A 16,815-nucleotide genomic window follows, 5' to 3' on the forward strand; every position below is an offset into this window, starting at 1 on the left:
CTAATGTCAAAGTACGAGATGATTTCTTTAGTTGATAAATACAATATTCCAGGACCACGTTACACTTCTTATCCAACTGTTCCATATTGGGACGAAAGCACTTTTTCCACTGAAAAATGGAAACAAAGCGTGATAAGAACTTTTAAAGATACGAATGCCAAAGAAGGTATTTCCATTTATTTCCATTTGCCATTTTGTGAGGCTTTATGTACATTTTGTGCGTGTCACAAACGCATTACCAAACAACATTCTGTTGAAGTTCCGTATTTAGAATCTGTGATTAAAGAATGGAAACTTTATTTAGAATTATTTGATGAAAAACCGATTCTTAAAGAATTACATCTTGGTGGAGGTACACCGACTTTTTTCTCTCCAGAAAATCTGAAACGACTTTTAGAAAGTATTTTTGAAACGGTAGAAATTGCAGAACATCAAGAATTTTCTTTTGAAGGTCATCCTAATAATACCACCAAAGAACATTTGCAAACGCTGTATGATTTAGGTTTTAGACGCGTAAGTTTTGGCGTTCAGGATTACGATATCAAAGTTCAGAAAGCCATTCATCGTGTTCAACCTTTTGAAAATGTTGAAAATGTAACCCAATGGGCGCGTGAGATTGGTTATAAAAGTATTTCGCACGATTTGGTATTCGGATTGCCACATTCCAATTGGGAAACAACCGAATATACAATCCGCAAAACTTTAGAATTAAAACCTGACCGTTTGGCATTTTATTCCTATGCGCATGTGCCTTGGATAAAAGGTGTTGGGCAACGCGGTTTCGATGAGAAAGATTTGCCTTCTGGCGAAGAAAAACGTAAACAATACGAAAACGGAAAAAAATTATTAGAAGAACTTGGCTACATCGAAGTAGGAATGGACCATTTTTCTTTGGAAGCAGACGACTTGTATCAGTCCTTGGTTCAGAAGAAATTGCACCGTAATTTTATGGGTTACACTTCTAGCAAAACACAATTGATGGTTGGACTTGGTGCTTCTTCGATTTCGGATTCTTGGTATGCTTTTGGACAAAACGAAAAGTCGGTTGAAGCTTATCAAGATTTGGTGGGAAAAGGAGAAATACCAGTTGTTAAAGGTCATATTTTGGATCATGAAGATTTGGTGATTCGTCGTCATATTCTCAATTTGATGTGTCAGTTGGAAACAACTTGGGACGCCGAAACCAGTTTCCCTGAACTGGAAAATGCTTTGGAAACTTTGAAAGAAATGGAAAGTGATGGTTTGGTAGAATTTGACGAAAATCAAATCAAGATTACTGAGAAGGGAAGGGCTTTCACGCGAAATGTTTCTATGGTTTTTGATCTTCGTATGATGCGCAACAAACCAGAAACCCGAATTTTTTCTATGACGATATAAATAAACCCCCGACTTAATTTTAAGTCGGGGGTTTATTTTTGGAATTTAATTATTCAATACTAATTTTCTACGAATATATTTTGTTGTTGTTATTCTTTAAGTCCCAAAATAAATAGCTTTTGGTAAAGTAGAAATATCAATTGCATCATTTTCTTTGACATTGTTTCTGGTCAATACGAGTTTTTTTGCCTCATTATAAGGATCAAAACTTACGATATTGGTGCATTTTGGTTTTTGTTGGATTTGGATAGCGTTTTGTCGAGTCTTAACAGAATGATTTGTTCTTAAATTTGTTGTTTTTAAGTTGTGGATTTTTCCAATAGAATGTTTGAGGATTGATAAGAATGAAAGAGATAAGCCTTGAAATGAAAAATTGGTTTTTGTAACACTTTGATATTTAGTATCTTGTGGATTTGGTGAAATCTGAAAAATGTATTATTCCTAAGTTTTTAATAAAAATATTTAATAATTCTCATTAATAAATTACAAGTAAATCTTCCGATGTAATTGGAAATAAATAGATTCGGGTGTTAAAAATTCATAAAATATCAAAAAATCATTATATTTGCCGACTAAATTAATTAATATATATTAAGAAAATGCAAGGAAAAGGACTCGTTACATTGGTTGCTATCGTGCTGGGACTTATTTGTCTTAATGAGCTTTTGCCATCTTTCTATGCTAACAAAATAGAAAAAGAGGCATTGGCAGTTGCTGGCGATAACCAACAAAAATACCAGGAGGAAATTGCAAGATTATCTAAAGATACGTTGAATTTAGGCTTTACTAAACTTAACTATACAGATGCTAAAGCTAAAGAAATGAAGCTTGGTCTTGACCTTAAAGGTGGTATTAACGTGCTTTTGGAAATTAACCAAAGAGACTTGGTGAATGACTTAACAAACTATTCAACAAATCCTGTGTTAATCGAAGCACTTAACAGAACTGAAAAAGTACAAAGAAGCTCAACCAAGAACTTTATTGATGACTTCTTTACTCAGTTTGATTTAGTGAACAAAGAAAAAGCTACAAACTTAAAACTTGCAGATCCTGAAATCTTTGGGAATACCAATCTTACAGAGATTAAGTATAATACGCCAGACGATCAGGTAAAAGATATTGTAAGAAAGAAAATTGACCAATCTGTAGGATTCGCGTACGAAGTTATCCGTACACGTATTGACAAGATGGGCGTTACACAACCCAACGTACAACGTGTCGCTGGTACAGGTCGTATCCTAGTAGAGATGCCAGGTATCAAAGACATCGATAGAGTTAAAAAGATGTTGGCGACTTCGGCTAAACTACAATTCTGGGAAGTACAACAAGTTCCTGAAGTGTATCCATATTTTGAACAATTAGGACAATTGGTTCGTGCAAAAGGTGATTCTATGGGTGTTAAAAATAACACGGACTTAGTGAAACTTATGCAGATTAATACACTAAGATCGAATGGTGTTGCTAATGTTAAATTGTCGGATACCGCGATTGTTAATAAAATTATTAACAGCGAAGTCGCTATTGCTGCAAGACCAACCAATATTAAGTACACCCAATTCATGTGGGGTTACAAACCAGAAAAAGAAGATCCTAACAATCTTGTACTCTATGCCATAAGAGGTAATATCAACCAAAAAGCGCCGGTAGATGGTGCGGTAGAAAGCTCTAATGTAAACTATGACCAGATCGGACGTATCGTTGTAGATATGCAAATGGATTCTAAAGGTGCTAAAGAGTGGAAAACCATGACTGGGAAAAACATCAACAAGCCTGTTGCTGTTACTCTAGATGGTAGAGTATATACTGCTCCTAACGTACAAAGTGTAATCCCGGATGGTAGAACACAAATTTCTGGTAATTTCTCTCAACAAGAAGCTAAAGATCTCACAGACGTTCTAGGTGCTGGTAAATTACCAGCAGGTGCTAAAATCGTTCAGGCTGATGTTGTAGGACCTTCGTTGGGTGCTGAGTCTATTCAGGCGGGTGTTGTATCATTCCTTATCGCATTTGCGGTTATCATTATTTATATCATTTTCTATTATGGAGGTGCAGGTATTTATGCCGTTATCGCGATGGTGATTAACCTGTTCTATATCTTCGGAATTATGGACTCTCTAGATGCGACACTCACGCTTCCTGGTATTGCAGGTATCGTATTGTCTATGGCAATGGCAGTCGATGCTAACGTAATTATTTACGAAAGAACCAAAGAAGAACTTTTCCGTGGCAAGTCTATTTTAGAAGCTTATAAAGATGGTTTCAAACATGCATTATCAGCAATTATTGATGGTCACCTTACGACTTTGATTACGGCAATTATCCTTTACATCTTTGGTACAGGACCTATCCAAGGTTTTGCGGTAACGCTTATCATTGGTTTGATTATGACTTTGTTCACATCAGTTCTTTTGTCAAGATTGATGATTTTCAACAGATTAAGCAAAGGTAAATCGCTTTCTGTATGGACACCAATGACGAAAAATGCATTCCGTAACGTATGGATTGACTTTATTGGAAAAAGAAAATATGCTTATATCTTCTCAGCAGTTTTAATGATAATCAGTATCACATCTATTGCTGTTAATGGGTTCAAATTCGGTATCGACTTTACAGGTGGACGTAACTATGTGGTACGTTTCGAAAAACCAGTCGATGCAGAAAAAATTGAATCTAGCATTGCCAAACTAATGCAAACAGAAGATGGTAAAAACTCTGCTGTAGAAGCTAAAACATTCGGTAGTGGTAGCCAACTTAAGATCTCAACAGATTACCTTATTGATGATGAATCTTTAGCAGCTGACCAAAGTGTAGAACAAAAAATCTACGAAGGCGTAAAAGCACAACTTCCAGCTAATATGACTTTAGCAGATTTCAAAGCAGCAGACAAAGATCATGCAGGTATTGTATCCTCAACAAAAGTAGGACCTACGGTAGCAGATGATATCAAAACAGGAGGTATGTTAGCCGTACTGGCATCATTAGTCGGTATCTTTATCTACATCTTGGTGAGATTCGACAAATGGCAATTTTCTCTAGGTGCAATTGTAGGTTTATTCCATGATACAGTTGTTATTCTGGGTGTATACTCATTATTCTATAAGATTGCACCATTTAATATGGAGATCAATCAAGACTTTATTGCTGCAATTCTTACCGTGATAGGTTACTCGATTAACGATACCGTAATTATCTTTGACCGTATCCGTGAGTATATCCGCGAGAAAAAAGCAATTACCCTTGCTGGATTGTTCGACGACTCTATCTCAAGTACAATCGGTAGAACATTCAATACCTCATTCACAACGATATTGGTAATCCTAGCGATTTTCATCTTCGGTGGTGATAATCTTAGAGGCTTTATGTTCTGTCTATTGGTAGGTATTGGTTTCGGTACATATTCATCAATCTTCATTGCGTCTGCAACTGCATACGATTTCTTAAAAGGAAAGAAAAAAGAAGAAACGCCACATGGCAAAACAACAACAGATAATCCTTTGGTTAATCAATAATCAAACAACTTGATACAAAAAACCTTCAGCACAGTTCTGAAGGTTTTTTTTTGTTTGGGCGCCATTTCCGGCTGTCACTAGTCGCTGCGCCGCGCCTTGGCTAATGCCCGCGCCTGCGGCGCGAGCTCCAACAGGCCGTTCCATCCGGGGCGCACCAGCTTTGCGTATATTTTTAATACCCATTTTAATAGACTATTTATACCTTATAAATTTAGCAAGCTTGGTAATATCCAATAGCAAGCTTGGTAATGCTCGATAGCAAGCTTGGTAATGTTCAATAGCAAGCTTGCTATTAATTTAAAACAAGTTTTCAGTTAGAATTATAATTTACAATTGATAATTTGTAATTCACAATTCGTAACTTCGCAACGCATGAAAAAGAAGCAAAAATCAGCCGCTATCGGCTTTATATTCATTACGTTATTAATAGATATAACAGGTTGGGGAATTATTATTCCAGTAGTTCCGAAGCTTATCCAAGAGCTTATCCATGCAGATGTTAGCGAAGCTGCACGCTATGGCGGATGGCTGAGTACGCTTTACGCGGTGATGCAGTTTTTGTTTGCCGCAGTATTAGGAGGGCTAAGTGACAAATTCGGGCGTCGCCCCATTATTTTAGCATCATTATTAGGATTTGCTATTAACTTTTACATTCAGGCCATCGCGCCGACAATATTTTGGTTGTTTGTAGGACGTGTATTTTCGGGCATTACAGGCGCAAGCATTACAACAGCCAGTGCTTATATTGCAGATGTATCGACAGACGAAGACCGTGCGAAGAATTTTGGATTAGTAGGGGCAGCATTTGGTTTAGGATTTATTATAGGACCTGTCATTGGAGGTGTTTTAGGACAATATGGTTCGCGTGTTCCGTTTTATGCAGCATCAGGATTGTGTCTGGTCAATTTTCTTTACGGCTTGTTTGTACTTCCTGAAAGTTTACCGAAAGAAAATCGCAGAAACTTCGATTGGAAGCGTGCCAATCCTATCGGTGCACTTATGGGATTAAAACGCCATCCCGAACTTTTAGGTCTTATTGCAGCTTTGGTTTTGGTGTATATCGCGGGACATGCTATGCAAACCAACTGGACATTTTTCACAATGTACAAATTCAATTGGAGCGAGCGACTGATAGGGATTTCATTAGGTGTTTCTGGTCTTATGGCGGCTTTGGTACAAGGTGTTCTGATACGTTATTTGCAGCCTAAATTGGGTAACGAAAGAAGCATTTATTATGGATTAATATTATATTCTATCGGGATGTTGTTGTTTGCATTTGCTAGCGAAAGTTGGATGATGTTTGCATTTTTGGTGCCTTATGGTTTAGGTGGAATTTGTGGTCCTGCTTTACAATCGGTGATTTCGTCTCAGGTCCCGAATAGTGAACAGGGAGAATTGCAAGGGGCTTTAGCGAGTTTGGTAAGTTTGACATCTATTGTTGGACCACCTTTGATGACTAATATTTTCTTTTATTTTACACACGACAGTGCGCTTTTCAAGTTTGCAGGTGCGCCATTCTTTTTAGGTTTTATTTTAATGGGAATAAGTGCTGCTGTGGCTTATTATAGTTTTGTCCATAATAGAAAGCTTAAAGAAAAGAAAAATAAAATGTCTTAGTTATAACTTGTAATTCGTTAGTTTCTTAAGAAATATTTAAGCCAAATATTTAGAATCGATTTAATAATGTTTTGTAAGTTTGCACAATGGAATTAAGTTTTGGTGAAATGCTTATGATAGCTTTGGCTATCATTGTTTTATTTGGACCGGACAAACTGCCGGAAATTGCCCGTGGTTTGGGACAAGGTGTTCGTAAAATGCGTGGTGCAGTGGATGATATCAAAACCGAAATTATGAAAGAAGCGGATAATCCTGTTGCCGAAATCAAAAAGGAAATTGACAAGGTGAAGCAATCTGTACAAGATTATAATCCAGTTAATGATCTTAAAAAAACGGTGTCCCTAGAGGAAGATAAACCTAAAGTTGCTCCGCTGAATGATGAACACGAAGGTCCTGTAAGTCGATAATATGCACGAATTAATAGATAAAGATAGAACGCTCTTAGTGTTTCTGAATAATCTTGGCGATGTAGGAAGTGATCCTTTTTGGTTGTTGATTACTGGCAAATGGATTTGGATTCCGTTGTATATTATTTTTCTTTATTTACTTTTCAAAACCTATAAGCCAAAATCCCTGATATTCATTGTTATTTTTATTGCTTTAGGAATAACTTTTACAGACCAAATTGCTGGTGTTTTCAAATATGGAATTGCGCGACTGCGACCTTGTCACGATGAAGAATTAATTCCACAATTAAGAATGATAACTTGTGGCGGAAAGTATGGTTTTTTCTCATCACATGCTGCCAATAGCTTTTTTATCGCAACTTTTCTAAGCATACTTTTAGCCAAAAAATACCGATGGCTTCCGATGGGCGTTTTTATTTGGGCAGGTTTTATTTCATACAGCCGCATTTATCTCGGGGTACATTTCCCATTAGATATTATTTTCGGTGCTTTGGTAGGTTTTTTATCAGGCGGATTGTTTGCTGAGTTTACCAAAATTGTTCTTAGAAAACAACAAGTAATCTAGCCTGTTGTGCATTTTGAAGTAAAGTAAAAAGTGATTGATAACCAGCAGTGCTTCATTACTTTAGTATAGCTTATATAAATTGAAGTGCTGTTGTTTAACTTTAAAAAAACTTTTTTTGAACAAAACTTTGTTTATCATTGCGATAATTTAAGTGCAAAGCAAGACAAGACAAGAATTATTCAATACCATATTGAAAATAGGTATAAACAACGACGTTACACTTATTTACTAAATACAAAAAGGAAAAATGCACAATGAGTAGGTAATCTAGTCTTAATTAATCGTTGTGATAAGGTTTTCCTTGCAGAATTGTGGCGGCACGATAGATTTGTTCCACAAAAAATAAGCGTATCATTTGATGTGTGAAGGTCATTTTGGAAAGTGATATTTTTTCGTTCGCTATTTGATAGATGTCATCAGAAAAGCCATAAGCACCGCCCACCAAAAAATTAATTTTCTTGACAGAACTACCCATCCAAAAATCAATTTTTTGTGAAAACTCTCTACTCGTGAATTGTTTTCCTTTTTCGTCGAGCAGAATGACCAATTCGCCAGCTTCGATATGATGTTTAAAAAGTTTGGCTTCTTCTTTTTTAAGCGCTTCTGGACTTAGGTTTTTTACATTTTTAACATCAGGAATTTCTACAAGACAAAAATTCCAATGCTTGGGAAGTCTTGGGATGTAATAGTTGATGAGATTACTGATTTCTTTGTCATCGGTCTTGCCAATGCAGAGCAAATTAATTCGCATTTAGTATATTTGTTTGTGCAATAAAAAGCTATGGCTAAAAAATTACCCAAATTTATTATAAAAATTCGAGATTTTCTGGATGGTATTCATATTCCAGGTTTGGGTATATCATTACTGCAAATGATGAAGGTCTATTTTGCGGGGATTTTTAATAATCCTTTGGGCAAGCAGGCGGCAAGTATATCATGGAGTTTCTTTTTGAGTCTTTTCCCGATGATACTATTCATGTTTTCTATTTTGCCATACATGCCACATTATGATAAGTTACAGTTCTATATTTTTGAAGTGCTGATGGACAATGTTTTTCCGTCTCATATGCAGCAAGACGTCAGCGATTATATCCAAAATAATATTGTCCCAAATATGAAGGGCATTAGCAATCTCACGATTTTGTTGGTGTTTGTTTTCGGGACCAATGGTGCTTTTAGTTTAATCAATGGTTTTAATCATAATACCGAACTGCAACGTGGTTTTATCAAAGAATATGCTTTGGCAATGCTCATTACTTTAGCATTTATGAGCTTAGCATTGCTTTCCGTTTTTGGGATTTATTACAGCGAGGTGGTACTCAAACTTTTTACGCCAGAATATAACATCAGTTGGTTGGTCGATAACTTGTCCAAAATTATTGGATTTATCTCATTTCCGTTATTTTACTTTATCCTATTGGCTTTGTTTTATTGGGTAGGCTGTCTTAAAATTACTAAGTTTTCTGAAGCCATTCCTGGTGCGATTTTAACGACCATTTTATTTGTTATTCTTACTTATGGTTTTGCGATTTATGTGGCTAAATTTGCGCGCTACAATGTACTTTATGGTTCTATTGGGTCTATTATATTGGTGATGGTTTGGGTAAATATCAATGTGATGCTTATCCTTCTTGGTAACGAATTGAATCTCGCTATTAAAAAGGTAAAACTCGAAAATATCATTCAGCAAGAGATGATTGTTCATGAAGAGCATGCGGAATCTCTATCAGAAAATCTGGATTAAAATTACCTAGAACTCGGTATGTTTTTTTAAAAAACATAATATATTTTTGAAATCAAATAATATACTATGAAAAAAATTACATTAGTTCTCACATTAATCTTTTCAATTTCAATTTTGAATGTAAGTTGTTTTGAAGATCTTTTTGGAGAAAGAGATGATGAGACGACTTCTACATCTTCGAGCAATACAAATGAAAGACCAGGTTATGACTACAGCTTTACATGTCCTGGTGGTACAAAAAGCAGCGTTCCCATTCCAAAAGGATCAGAGAAATGTCAAAAAGCACAAGAGTATTTTGCAAGAACTTACGGATGTAATGATGCTGATAATTTTAATACCGCTAATTGTCGAGTATGCAAGGATTGTAATTGGCAAAACTACTGCTCTGTCTGTAATTAAAATTTTTCTAAAAAAAACGACTGAAGATATTCAGTCGTTTTTGTATTAATTGTTTTTTGCTTTATCAAGATTTACTTTTAATAGAAAAAATCCAGCAACGCCCGAAATTAAGGATGCAAGAAGAATTGCAACTTTAGCTTCATTTTGATAATCGACATGTCCAGGGAAAGATAAAATCGCTAAGAAAATTGACATTGTAAATCCGATTCCCGCCAACAGCGCAACACCAAAGATAGAGTTCCAGTTGCTTCTCTCCGGAAGACTGCTTAGTTGAAGTTTAATAGCGATGTAGGAAAACAAACTGATTCCGATAAATTTTCCGAATATTAGGCCGCCCATAATTCCGTAAGATAAAGGATTGAAAAAGTTATTAAAAACTTGTGGGTCAATCATAATATTGGTATTTGCAAATGCAAAAACAGGCATGATAAAATAAGAAACAGGCTTGTGAAGACTGTGTTCAATACGTTTTAATAAAGAGCCACGATTGGTTTTGTTTGGAATACAAAATGCCAGAATAACGCCGGCAATTGTTGCGTGTATCCCAGAATGATGCATAAAATACCACAGCAATAATCCTGGAATAATATAGAAAATAGGCTGAGAAACTTTTTTAAGGTTAAGAATAATTAGCAATACGACAATCGCTAAACAATATCCCAAATACAGCCAATGTAAAGAAGTCGTATAGAAAATTGCAATTACCAATATCGCACCCAAGTCATCCACAATAGCCAAAGCCGCTAGAAAAACCTTCAACGATATAGGAACGCGTTTTCCCAATAATGAAAGAATTGCTAAAGAAAAAGCAATATCGGTAGCCATCGGGATTCCCCATCCAGCGTGATATTCGGTGTCGTGATTGATAGCAAAATATATTAAAGCAGGAACAAGCATTCCTCCGATGGCAGCAAAAATCGGGAGAGAAGCTTTTTTGATGTCCGATAATTCGCCTTCGAGGATTTCTCTTTTTATTTCAAGTCCTACCAAAAGGAAAAATACCGCCATAAGGCCATCATTAATCCATGTAGCGAGAGAGTATTGCAAATGCAGACTTTCGAAACCGAAAGGATGTGCTAGTAGTTCCGCAAAAAGTTCTCCCGCGGAGGAATTTGCAATTAACAATGAGAAAATTACACAAATGATAAGGATAACGCCAGAAGACTGCTCTGACCCAAAAATGCTCTTTAATTTTAATTTCAAAACTTTTATTTTACGAGGCGTTTTACTTTGTTAACGCCATTAATATTCTTTAGTTGTCGGAAGGTTTCATCCAACTGATTTCTATTACGGACTTCAAGATTTATTGTGCCAGTGAAAATTCCGTCGTTAGACGCAATAGACATCGACTTCATGTCCATCTCCATAGAGTTGCTGATAACGGCTGTAATATCGTTAATCATACCCATTCTGTCCAGACCTTCAATCTCGATTTGGATTCTGTTTTTGAAGCTTTCGGCATTTACCCATTTAGCCACCAAAACACGATAATCATAGTTGGCACGTAGGTTAATCGCATTGGGACAATTGTCGTTGTGGACTTTAATGCCTTCAGAAATGGTAATAAATCCAAAAATCTTATCACCAGGAATTACCGTACAACATTTTGCAAAACTATAATTCAGTTTTTCTTCATCTTTTCCAAATACAATCAGGTCAAGATCTTGCGTTTGGGTATCGTTTTCGATATTGACTTTGGAGGGTGGTGATTTTCTGAAACGTTGCAAAATATTGCTAAACAGACTTCTCCCTTCCAGATATCGTCGAAGGTCCCCTATGTCATAAGTGCCATCTTGGAATCCTAAAAAGACATCTTGCGATGTTTTTAAATTTAGGAATTTCTGAAGTTTATTAATTTCTTCATCATTGAAATTAAGTTTTGCATGGCGCATTTTACGTTGCAAAATTTCTTTGCCTTCTGTTGTGCGCGTGTTTTTTTCTGAATTAAGAATGGTCTTAATCTTCGATTTTGCTTTTGATGTTACTACAAAATCCAACCAATCGGATTTTGGTTTTTGGTTTTGCGAAGACAAAATATCCACTTGGTCGCCGTTTTGCAAAACGTAACTTATCGGCACCAATTTGCCATTAACTTTTGCACCAAGACATTTCATCCCCAAATCTGAGTGTACCGCAAAAGCAAAATCCAGAGCTGTTGCACCAGTTGGCAAAATTTTAATTTCTCCTTTTGGCGTAAATACAAAAACTTCCTTAGAATAAAGATTAAGTTTGATATTATCCAAAAGCTCCGAGGTTGATAGATCTTGTTGTTGCTCGAGAACTTCACGGATTTCGGTCACCCAACGGTCAAAATTTTGGTCGTCAGAATTTTTGTAACCTTCTTTGTAACGGTAATGCGCAGCGACACCTTTTTCGGCAATTTCGTCCATACGCTCGCTGCGGATTTGCACTTCTATCCATTTTTTATCAGGCCCCATCACGGTAAGGTGCAAACTTTCATAACCAGTTGACCTTGGCTGTGAAATCCAGTCGCGCATTCGCGAAGGATTGCTACGGTAAAGATCGGTTACAATGGAGTAGATTTTCCAAGCGAGGAACTTTTCATTTTTAGCATCAGATTTATAAATAATTCGGATGGCGTAGTTGTCAAAAACCTCTTCGAACGTTACGTTCTGCTTCATCATTTTACGATAAATAGAACTTATAGCTTTCGCGCGACCTTTTATTTTGAAGTTGAGTCCTTCTTCTTTCAGCTGTTCAGAAACTTCTTTTTTAAATTCTTGAATATATTTGTCGCGACTTTCTTTTGCAAGCTCGAGTTTGCTGACAATTTCGTTATATACTTCGGGGTTATTATATTTTAGAGAAAGGTCTTCCAGCTCGGATTTGATGTTATAAAGCCCAAGACGATGCGCCATAGGGGCGTAGATATAGACGGTTTCCGAAGCTATTTTCTGTTGCTTGTCGGGACGCATACTTTCCAGCGTTCTCATATTATGAAGACGGTCGGCAATTTTTATTAAAATTACACGGAAGTCTTCTGATAAAGTCAAAAGCAACTTACGATAATTCTCAGATTGTATGGAAATGTTTTGGTTATTCATGACCGATATTTTGGTCAAACCATTCACAATATCCGCAATCTTTTTTCCGAAGATTTTTTTGATATCTTCATAGGTGTATTCCGAATCTTCGATAACGTCGTGTAGCAGGGCACATGCAATACTTGTCGCACCAAGACCAATTTCGTTGGCAACAATTTTTGCCACTTCTATTGGATGATAGATGTAAGGTTCTCCCGTTTTTCGTCGCTGATCTTTGTGCGCGTCCAATGCAATATCAAAGGCTTTGCGGATCAACTTGTTTTGATCTTCGTCTAAAGTTCGATATGTATTGGCTATCAGGTCTTTATAGCGGGCAAGGATCTCCTTGTTTTCTTTTTCTAAATCGTAAGCCATGATTTGTGTAATGAAGCTACTAATTTAAGAAAAAAATCAAGTTTTGTTCAAGTTTTTGAGATAGAATCTTTGGTTTTTTCAGCGATTAACAATAAGTTTTCGAAGTTTTCGAAAATATGTAGATATTAAGCACTGTGTTTGATTTTCAAGATTTTTTTTGATTTTAAAATTAATCCTTGACAATCGCGTACAAAACATGATTTTGATACTTATCGCCTTTTTTAGAATTGGCTTTCAAAATACCTTCCATCGTCATTCCTGCTTTTTGCATAACTTTTCCTGAAGCGGGGTTGAAATCAAAATGTGTTGCAAAAATTCTTTTGAGATGTAAAGTTTCAAAACCGAAATCTATAATGGCTTTTACAGCTTCGGTTGTGTAGGCGTTGTTCCATAAGTTGATGTCCATCCAATAGCCTACTTCGGCTTTGTTAAAAGCTTTGTCAATGTTTAAGTCGATGCCGCCAATGATTTGATTATCTTCTTTTAGTCGAATAGCGAATATATAATAATTTTGATTTTTAAAACCGTTTTCGGAGAGATTTATCCAAAATTTTGCACTTTCTGTTGTGTATGGGAAAGGCATACTCAAGGTGTTTTCCGAATAGATCTTGTTATTAAGGATTTTTACAATGGATTCTATGTCGGTGTCGTGTGGTTGGTTCAGGATAAGGCGTTTTGTTTCTATTTTTGGAAAATCCATGCTTTGCTTTTTATTTAATTTAAAAATAATAAAACCTGCCGAATAGACAGGTTTTAATTTATGAAAATTGTTTTTTTCTTAACCAAAAAAATAGGCCTCCTAATAAACCTAAAATCCCAAGTGGTAGGAGAAGGTTGATCCATTGCCAATTTTGGCGCTCTGCATCAATACGTTGTTTATCTAATAGTCGCATTTCGAGATTTCGGTTGCGCAATGCCATAAGGTTGGAGTCGTCCAAAAGGTAATCTAGTGCGTTTCTCAAAAACTGCTCGTTACCATAACGTTGTTGGGTTAAATAATCGAATCCTAGTGGCATGGCTTGGCCTTTCACCGTTTGGTTTTTGGCAACGTCACCGTCGGCGATGACAATCATTTTGTTATTTTGACTTTGGGTTTTAAAATCGGGATAAGCATTTTTCTCACTTCTTGTTGCATAAGCAGATTGGAATTTTCCTTCCAAAGAAACCGCAAATATCTTGGGTGTAGAAGCTTGTTCCATAATGCCAAGGCTATCCATTTTTATCATTTCGGATAAGGCAACATAATTCGGGACAGTCTTGGTTATAGTTCGGTCGCTGGATTCAAACAACACATTGAATTTTACATTCTTTCGGGATAAGGTGTCGATAGAAGTTGGGAATTCGAATTTTACGGGATTAATGTTCTTAGTAATGGCATTTTGATTTTGTGAAATCCCGAGTGGAAAATAGGGCCACATCAAATTGGTGAATTGTGGGTTGCCTGCGATCTCTCCAGTTTTGAGACGGATGATAGCGGATTGTTTCATGTCTTTTACCAAACCTGGATTGACACGAACACCATAACTGAACATCATGTCTGTAAGATTTATATCAACAGGGAAAGCCATAATGTTTTTGGAACGGAAAAGCGTATCCATTTCAGCATTAACAGCATCGAGCATCCAGAGGCTTTTTCCACCATTCATGATGTATTGGTCGAGGATTATTTTTTCGTTTGTCGTAAAGGCTTTTCGTGGTTTTGCAACGACGATGGCATCCATTTGTTTAAGCTTCGGAACGTCGGCAAGACTTAATTCTGTTTTGTTTTCTGGGATAATAGGTCCAATATTATAATTTTCCAAAGCCATATCGATAAAACTGGTGAACTCTTGTCGTCCCAATTCGTCTTGATTAACCAAAAAACCAATATTTTTTTTAGTTTCTTCGGTTATTGCTTTGATGTTAGAAGCGAAGTTGTATTCGAGGTTTTCGATGGATTTGTTAAGCTGCTCGTTGGAGTCGATGCCGGCTTGTTGGATAATCAACGGGATGGAAAATCCGTAATTATCATAGGTGATTGCGGCATAAGGATAAAGTACAATATTGGTGATTTTTCCGTCTTTGATGTCTGGTAACATCGATGGTTGCATGCCCATAGCTTGTAGGGTATCCATTGGGATTTTTTCAGCAATTGGATCACGGAATTTATAATCGATTTTTGGATTTATTTTTCGAAATTCCTCCAAAATAAATTTGGTTTCGTTTTGTAATTGTTTGAAAGAAGCGGGGAAATCACCATCAAGATAAACTTCGATTGTGATGGGTTTTTTAACCGATTCCAAAGTTTTTACGGTGGCATCAGAAAGCGTATAGCGTTTTTCTTGAGTCAAGTCGAATCTTTTATAAAATACGCCAAAAACGCCTAATATTAAAAGAAGTCCTACAAGGATGTATATGATTTTGTTTTTGTTCATTTCTAAAAAAATATTGAGAGTCTTACTTCTTTTTTAATACCGAAAATTCAGCGGTTTTAAGACAAATTAATATCACCAAAACGAAATAAAATAAGTCCCGCGTATCAATTAATCCTCTTGTGAATGATGTGAAATGTTGATAAAATCCTAAGTTTTGTAAAATAAAATCTGCGGATCCGAGAAGTTTGTAACTCGCCAATTGTTCTATCCCAAAATACATTACAAAACATAGCAAAACTCCGATAAGGTAAGCCATGATTTGGTTAGACGAGAAAGAAGAAGCCAGAATTCCTAAAGCAGAAAAACCGCCTATCAAAACAATAAGTCCAAAATAGCTTCCCATAGTCATTCCCATATCAATATTTCCAGCAGGAACGCCCAATGTGTAAACGGTATAAAAATAAATAAGCGACGGAATTAAACACAAAATGCCAATCGTCCACACCGAGAAAAATTTGCCATTAACGATATCAGATATTTTTAAAGGTTGCGAAAATAACCAAAGCAAAGTTCCGGATTGTTGTTCTTCTGCCAAGCTTCGCATACTTAAAGCGGGAATGATGAACATGAGTAACCACGGCGCTAACACAAAAAAACTTTGTAAAGAGGCGCTGCCGATATCTAGAATGTTGAAGCTGTTTTCGAAGAAAAATAAAAATAAAGCCGAGATAAAACTAAAAGCGGCGATGATCATCCATGCGCTCCAGTTTCCAAAATAGCTCCAAAGTTCTTTTTTAAATAATGCAAACATGCGTTTTGTATAATTTATAGTTTTGGTATTTCTAAGATATTCAATTTTTCACCAATTATTTTTTTCCTTTGTTTACCAATTTTACTGTTGCCATAATAAGCATTATTATAACGATAAAGCTTACTAATAATTGCCACCAATAATCGATGATATATGATTTTAGAATAACTGTGAAAACAACACCGAACAAAATGAAAGTCGCAATCTCATTGAATTGTCGTAGTTTGATATTAGCTGTGTCCAGACTTTGTCCATCTAAGAGTTGAAGACTTTTGGTCTTTTTCCAACTCCAGATATGATAGGCGAGAAGTCCAAGGAGAAAGGTTAATTTTAAATGAAACCACGGCATTTTCATAAGGCTGGGGTTGAGTCCAATCATCGTAATGCCACTTATTAACATGATAATTCCGGCTGGGATGATGATGATATTCCATAATCTTTTTGCCATAAAAGCATATTGGTGACGAAGGATATTTTGTTTTGGGTTTTCAAAAGTATCTGTGTCTTTGTAGTACACAAAAATTCTTACCAAATAAAAAATTCCCGCAAAATAGCTCACCATGAAAATAATGTGGATCGCTTTGATAATCAAATAAAGCACGTGATAAATTTT

Annotated in this window: 14 protein-coding genes; 7 read left to right on the forward strand and 7 right to left on the reverse strand. The window is 36.1% G+C overall.

Annotation, left to right across the window (positions count from 1 at the left end; all coding sequences use genetic code 11):
- The first annotated feature begins 18 nt into the window (after window positions 1-18).
- From hemN to ACVFVN_RS06195, 5 genes are all read left to right on the forward strand, one after another.
- Window positions 19-1,377 (forward strand): oxygen-independent coproporphyrinogen III oxidase, encoded by a 1,359-nt coding sequence (hemN, locus tag ACVFVN_RS06175; RefSeq protein ID WP_456234731.1) that lies wholly within the window; start codon window positions 19-21, stop codon window positions 1,375-1,377.
- Between the two features lie 599 nt (window positions 1,378-1,976).
- Window positions 1,977-4,886 carry a protein translocase subunit SecD gene (gene secD / locus ACVFVN_RS06180; protein WP_456234633.1) on the forward strand — a complete coding sequence of 970 codons (2,910 nt, stop codon included), beginning with the start codon at window positions 1,977-1,979 and terminating at the stop codon, window positions 4,884-4,886.
- A gap of 372 nt (window positions 4,887-5,258) precedes the next feature.
- Window positions 5,259-6,503 carry a TCR/Tet family MFS transporter gene (locus tag ACVFVN_RS06185; RefSeq protein WP_456234634.1) on the forward strand — a complete coding sequence of 415 codons (1,245 nt, stop codon included), beginning with the start codon at window positions 5,259-5,261 and terminating at the stop codon, window positions 6,501-6,503.
- A gap of 86 nt (window positions 6,504-6,589) precedes the next feature.
- Window positions 6,590-6,910: a Sec-independent protein translocase subunit TatA/TatB gene (locus ACVFVN_RS06190; protein ID WP_456234635.1), complete on the forward strand. Its 321-nt coding sequence runs from the start codon at window positions 6,590-6,592 to the stop codon at window positions 6,908-6,910.
- A gap of 1 nt (window position 6,911) precedes the next feature.
- Complete coding sequence (locus tag ACVFVN_RS06195; protein WP_456234636.1) at window positions 6,912-7,475, forward strand: phosphatase PAP2 family protein; 564 nt, start codon at window positions 6,912-6,914, stop codon at window positions 7,473-7,475.
- 277 nt (window positions 7,476-7,752) lie between these two features.
- Here ACVFVN_RS06195 and ACVFVN_RS06200 read toward each other — a convergent pair whose 3' ends face one another.
- Window positions 7,753-8,226, reverse strand: coding sequence for a 23S rRNA (pseudouridine(1915)-N(3))-methyltransferase RlmH (locus ACVFVN_RS06200; protein ID WP_456234637.1), 474 nt, complete (start codon window positions 8,224-8,226; stop codon window positions 7,753-7,755).
- 30 nt (window positions 8,227-8,256) lie between these two features.
- Between ACVFVN_RS06200 and ACVFVN_RS06205 the strand changes: the two genes are divergently transcribed.
- Window positions 8,257-9,219 (forward strand): YihY/virulence factor BrkB family protein, encoded by a 963-nt coding sequence (locus tag ACVFVN_RS06205; protein ID WP_165137198.1) that lies wholly within the window; start codon window positions 8,257-8,259, stop codon window positions 9,217-9,219.
- Between the two features lie 66 nt (window positions 9,220-9,285).
- On the forward strand, window positions 9,286-9,618 hold the full coding sequence (locus ACVFVN_RS06210) for a hypothetical protein (protein WP_456234638.1): 333 nt from the start codon (window positions 9,286-9,288) through the stop codon (window positions 9,616-9,618).
- Between the two features lie 45 nt (window positions 9,619-9,663).
- On the opposite strand, the gene nhaA is transcribed toward ACVFVN_RS06210, so the two are convergent.
- From nhaA to ACVFVN_RS06240, 6 genes are all read right to left on the reverse strand, one after another.
- A complete protein-coding gene (nhaA, locus tag ACVFVN_RS06215; RefSeq protein WP_165137772.1) occupies window positions 9,664-10,830 on the reverse strand; it encodes a Na+/H+ antiporter NhaA in 1,167 nt (388 codons plus the stop codon).
- Window positions 10,827-13,037: a RelA/SpoT family protein gene (locus ACVFVN_RS06220; RefSeq protein WP_456234639.1), complete on the reverse strand. Its 2,211-nt coding sequence runs from the start codon at window positions 13,035-13,037 to the stop codon at window positions 10,827-10,829. Before ACVFVN_RS06220 ends, nhaA begins: the two co-directional genes overlap by 4 nt.
- A 169-nt stretch (window positions 13,038-13,206) precedes the next feature.
- Entirely contained in the window at window positions 13,207-13,737 is a 531-nt protein-coding gene (locus tag ACVFVN_RS06225; protein WP_456234640.1) for a GNAT family N-acetyltransferase, read from the reverse strand.
- A 58-nt stretch (window positions 13,738-13,795) separates the two neighbouring features.
- Window positions 13,796-15,451 carry a gliding motility-associated ABC transporter substrate-binding protein GldG gene (gene gldG, locus ACVFVN_RS06230; RefSeq protein WP_456234641.1) on the reverse strand — a complete coding sequence of 552 codons (1,656 nt, stop codon included), beginning with the start codon at window positions 15,449-15,451 and terminating at the stop codon, window positions 13,796-13,798.
- Between the two features lie 22 nt (window positions 15,452-15,473).
- On the reverse strand, window positions 15,474-16,202 hold the full coding sequence (locus ACVFVN_RS06235) for an ABC transporter permease subunit (RefSeq protein WP_456234642.1): 729 nt from the start codon (window positions 16,200-16,202) through the stop codon (window positions 15,474-15,476).
- A gap of 55 nt (window positions 16,203-16,257) precedes the next feature.
- Window positions 16,258-16,803 (reverse strand): CopD family protein, encoded by a 546-nt coding sequence (locus ACVFVN_RS06240; RefSeq protein WP_456234643.1) that lies wholly within the window; start codon window positions 16,801-16,803, stop codon window positions 16,258-16,260.
- Window positions 16,804-16,815 lie beyond the last annotated feature (12 nt).

The sequence above is a fragment of the Soonwooa purpurea genome, from assembly GCF_053891095.1.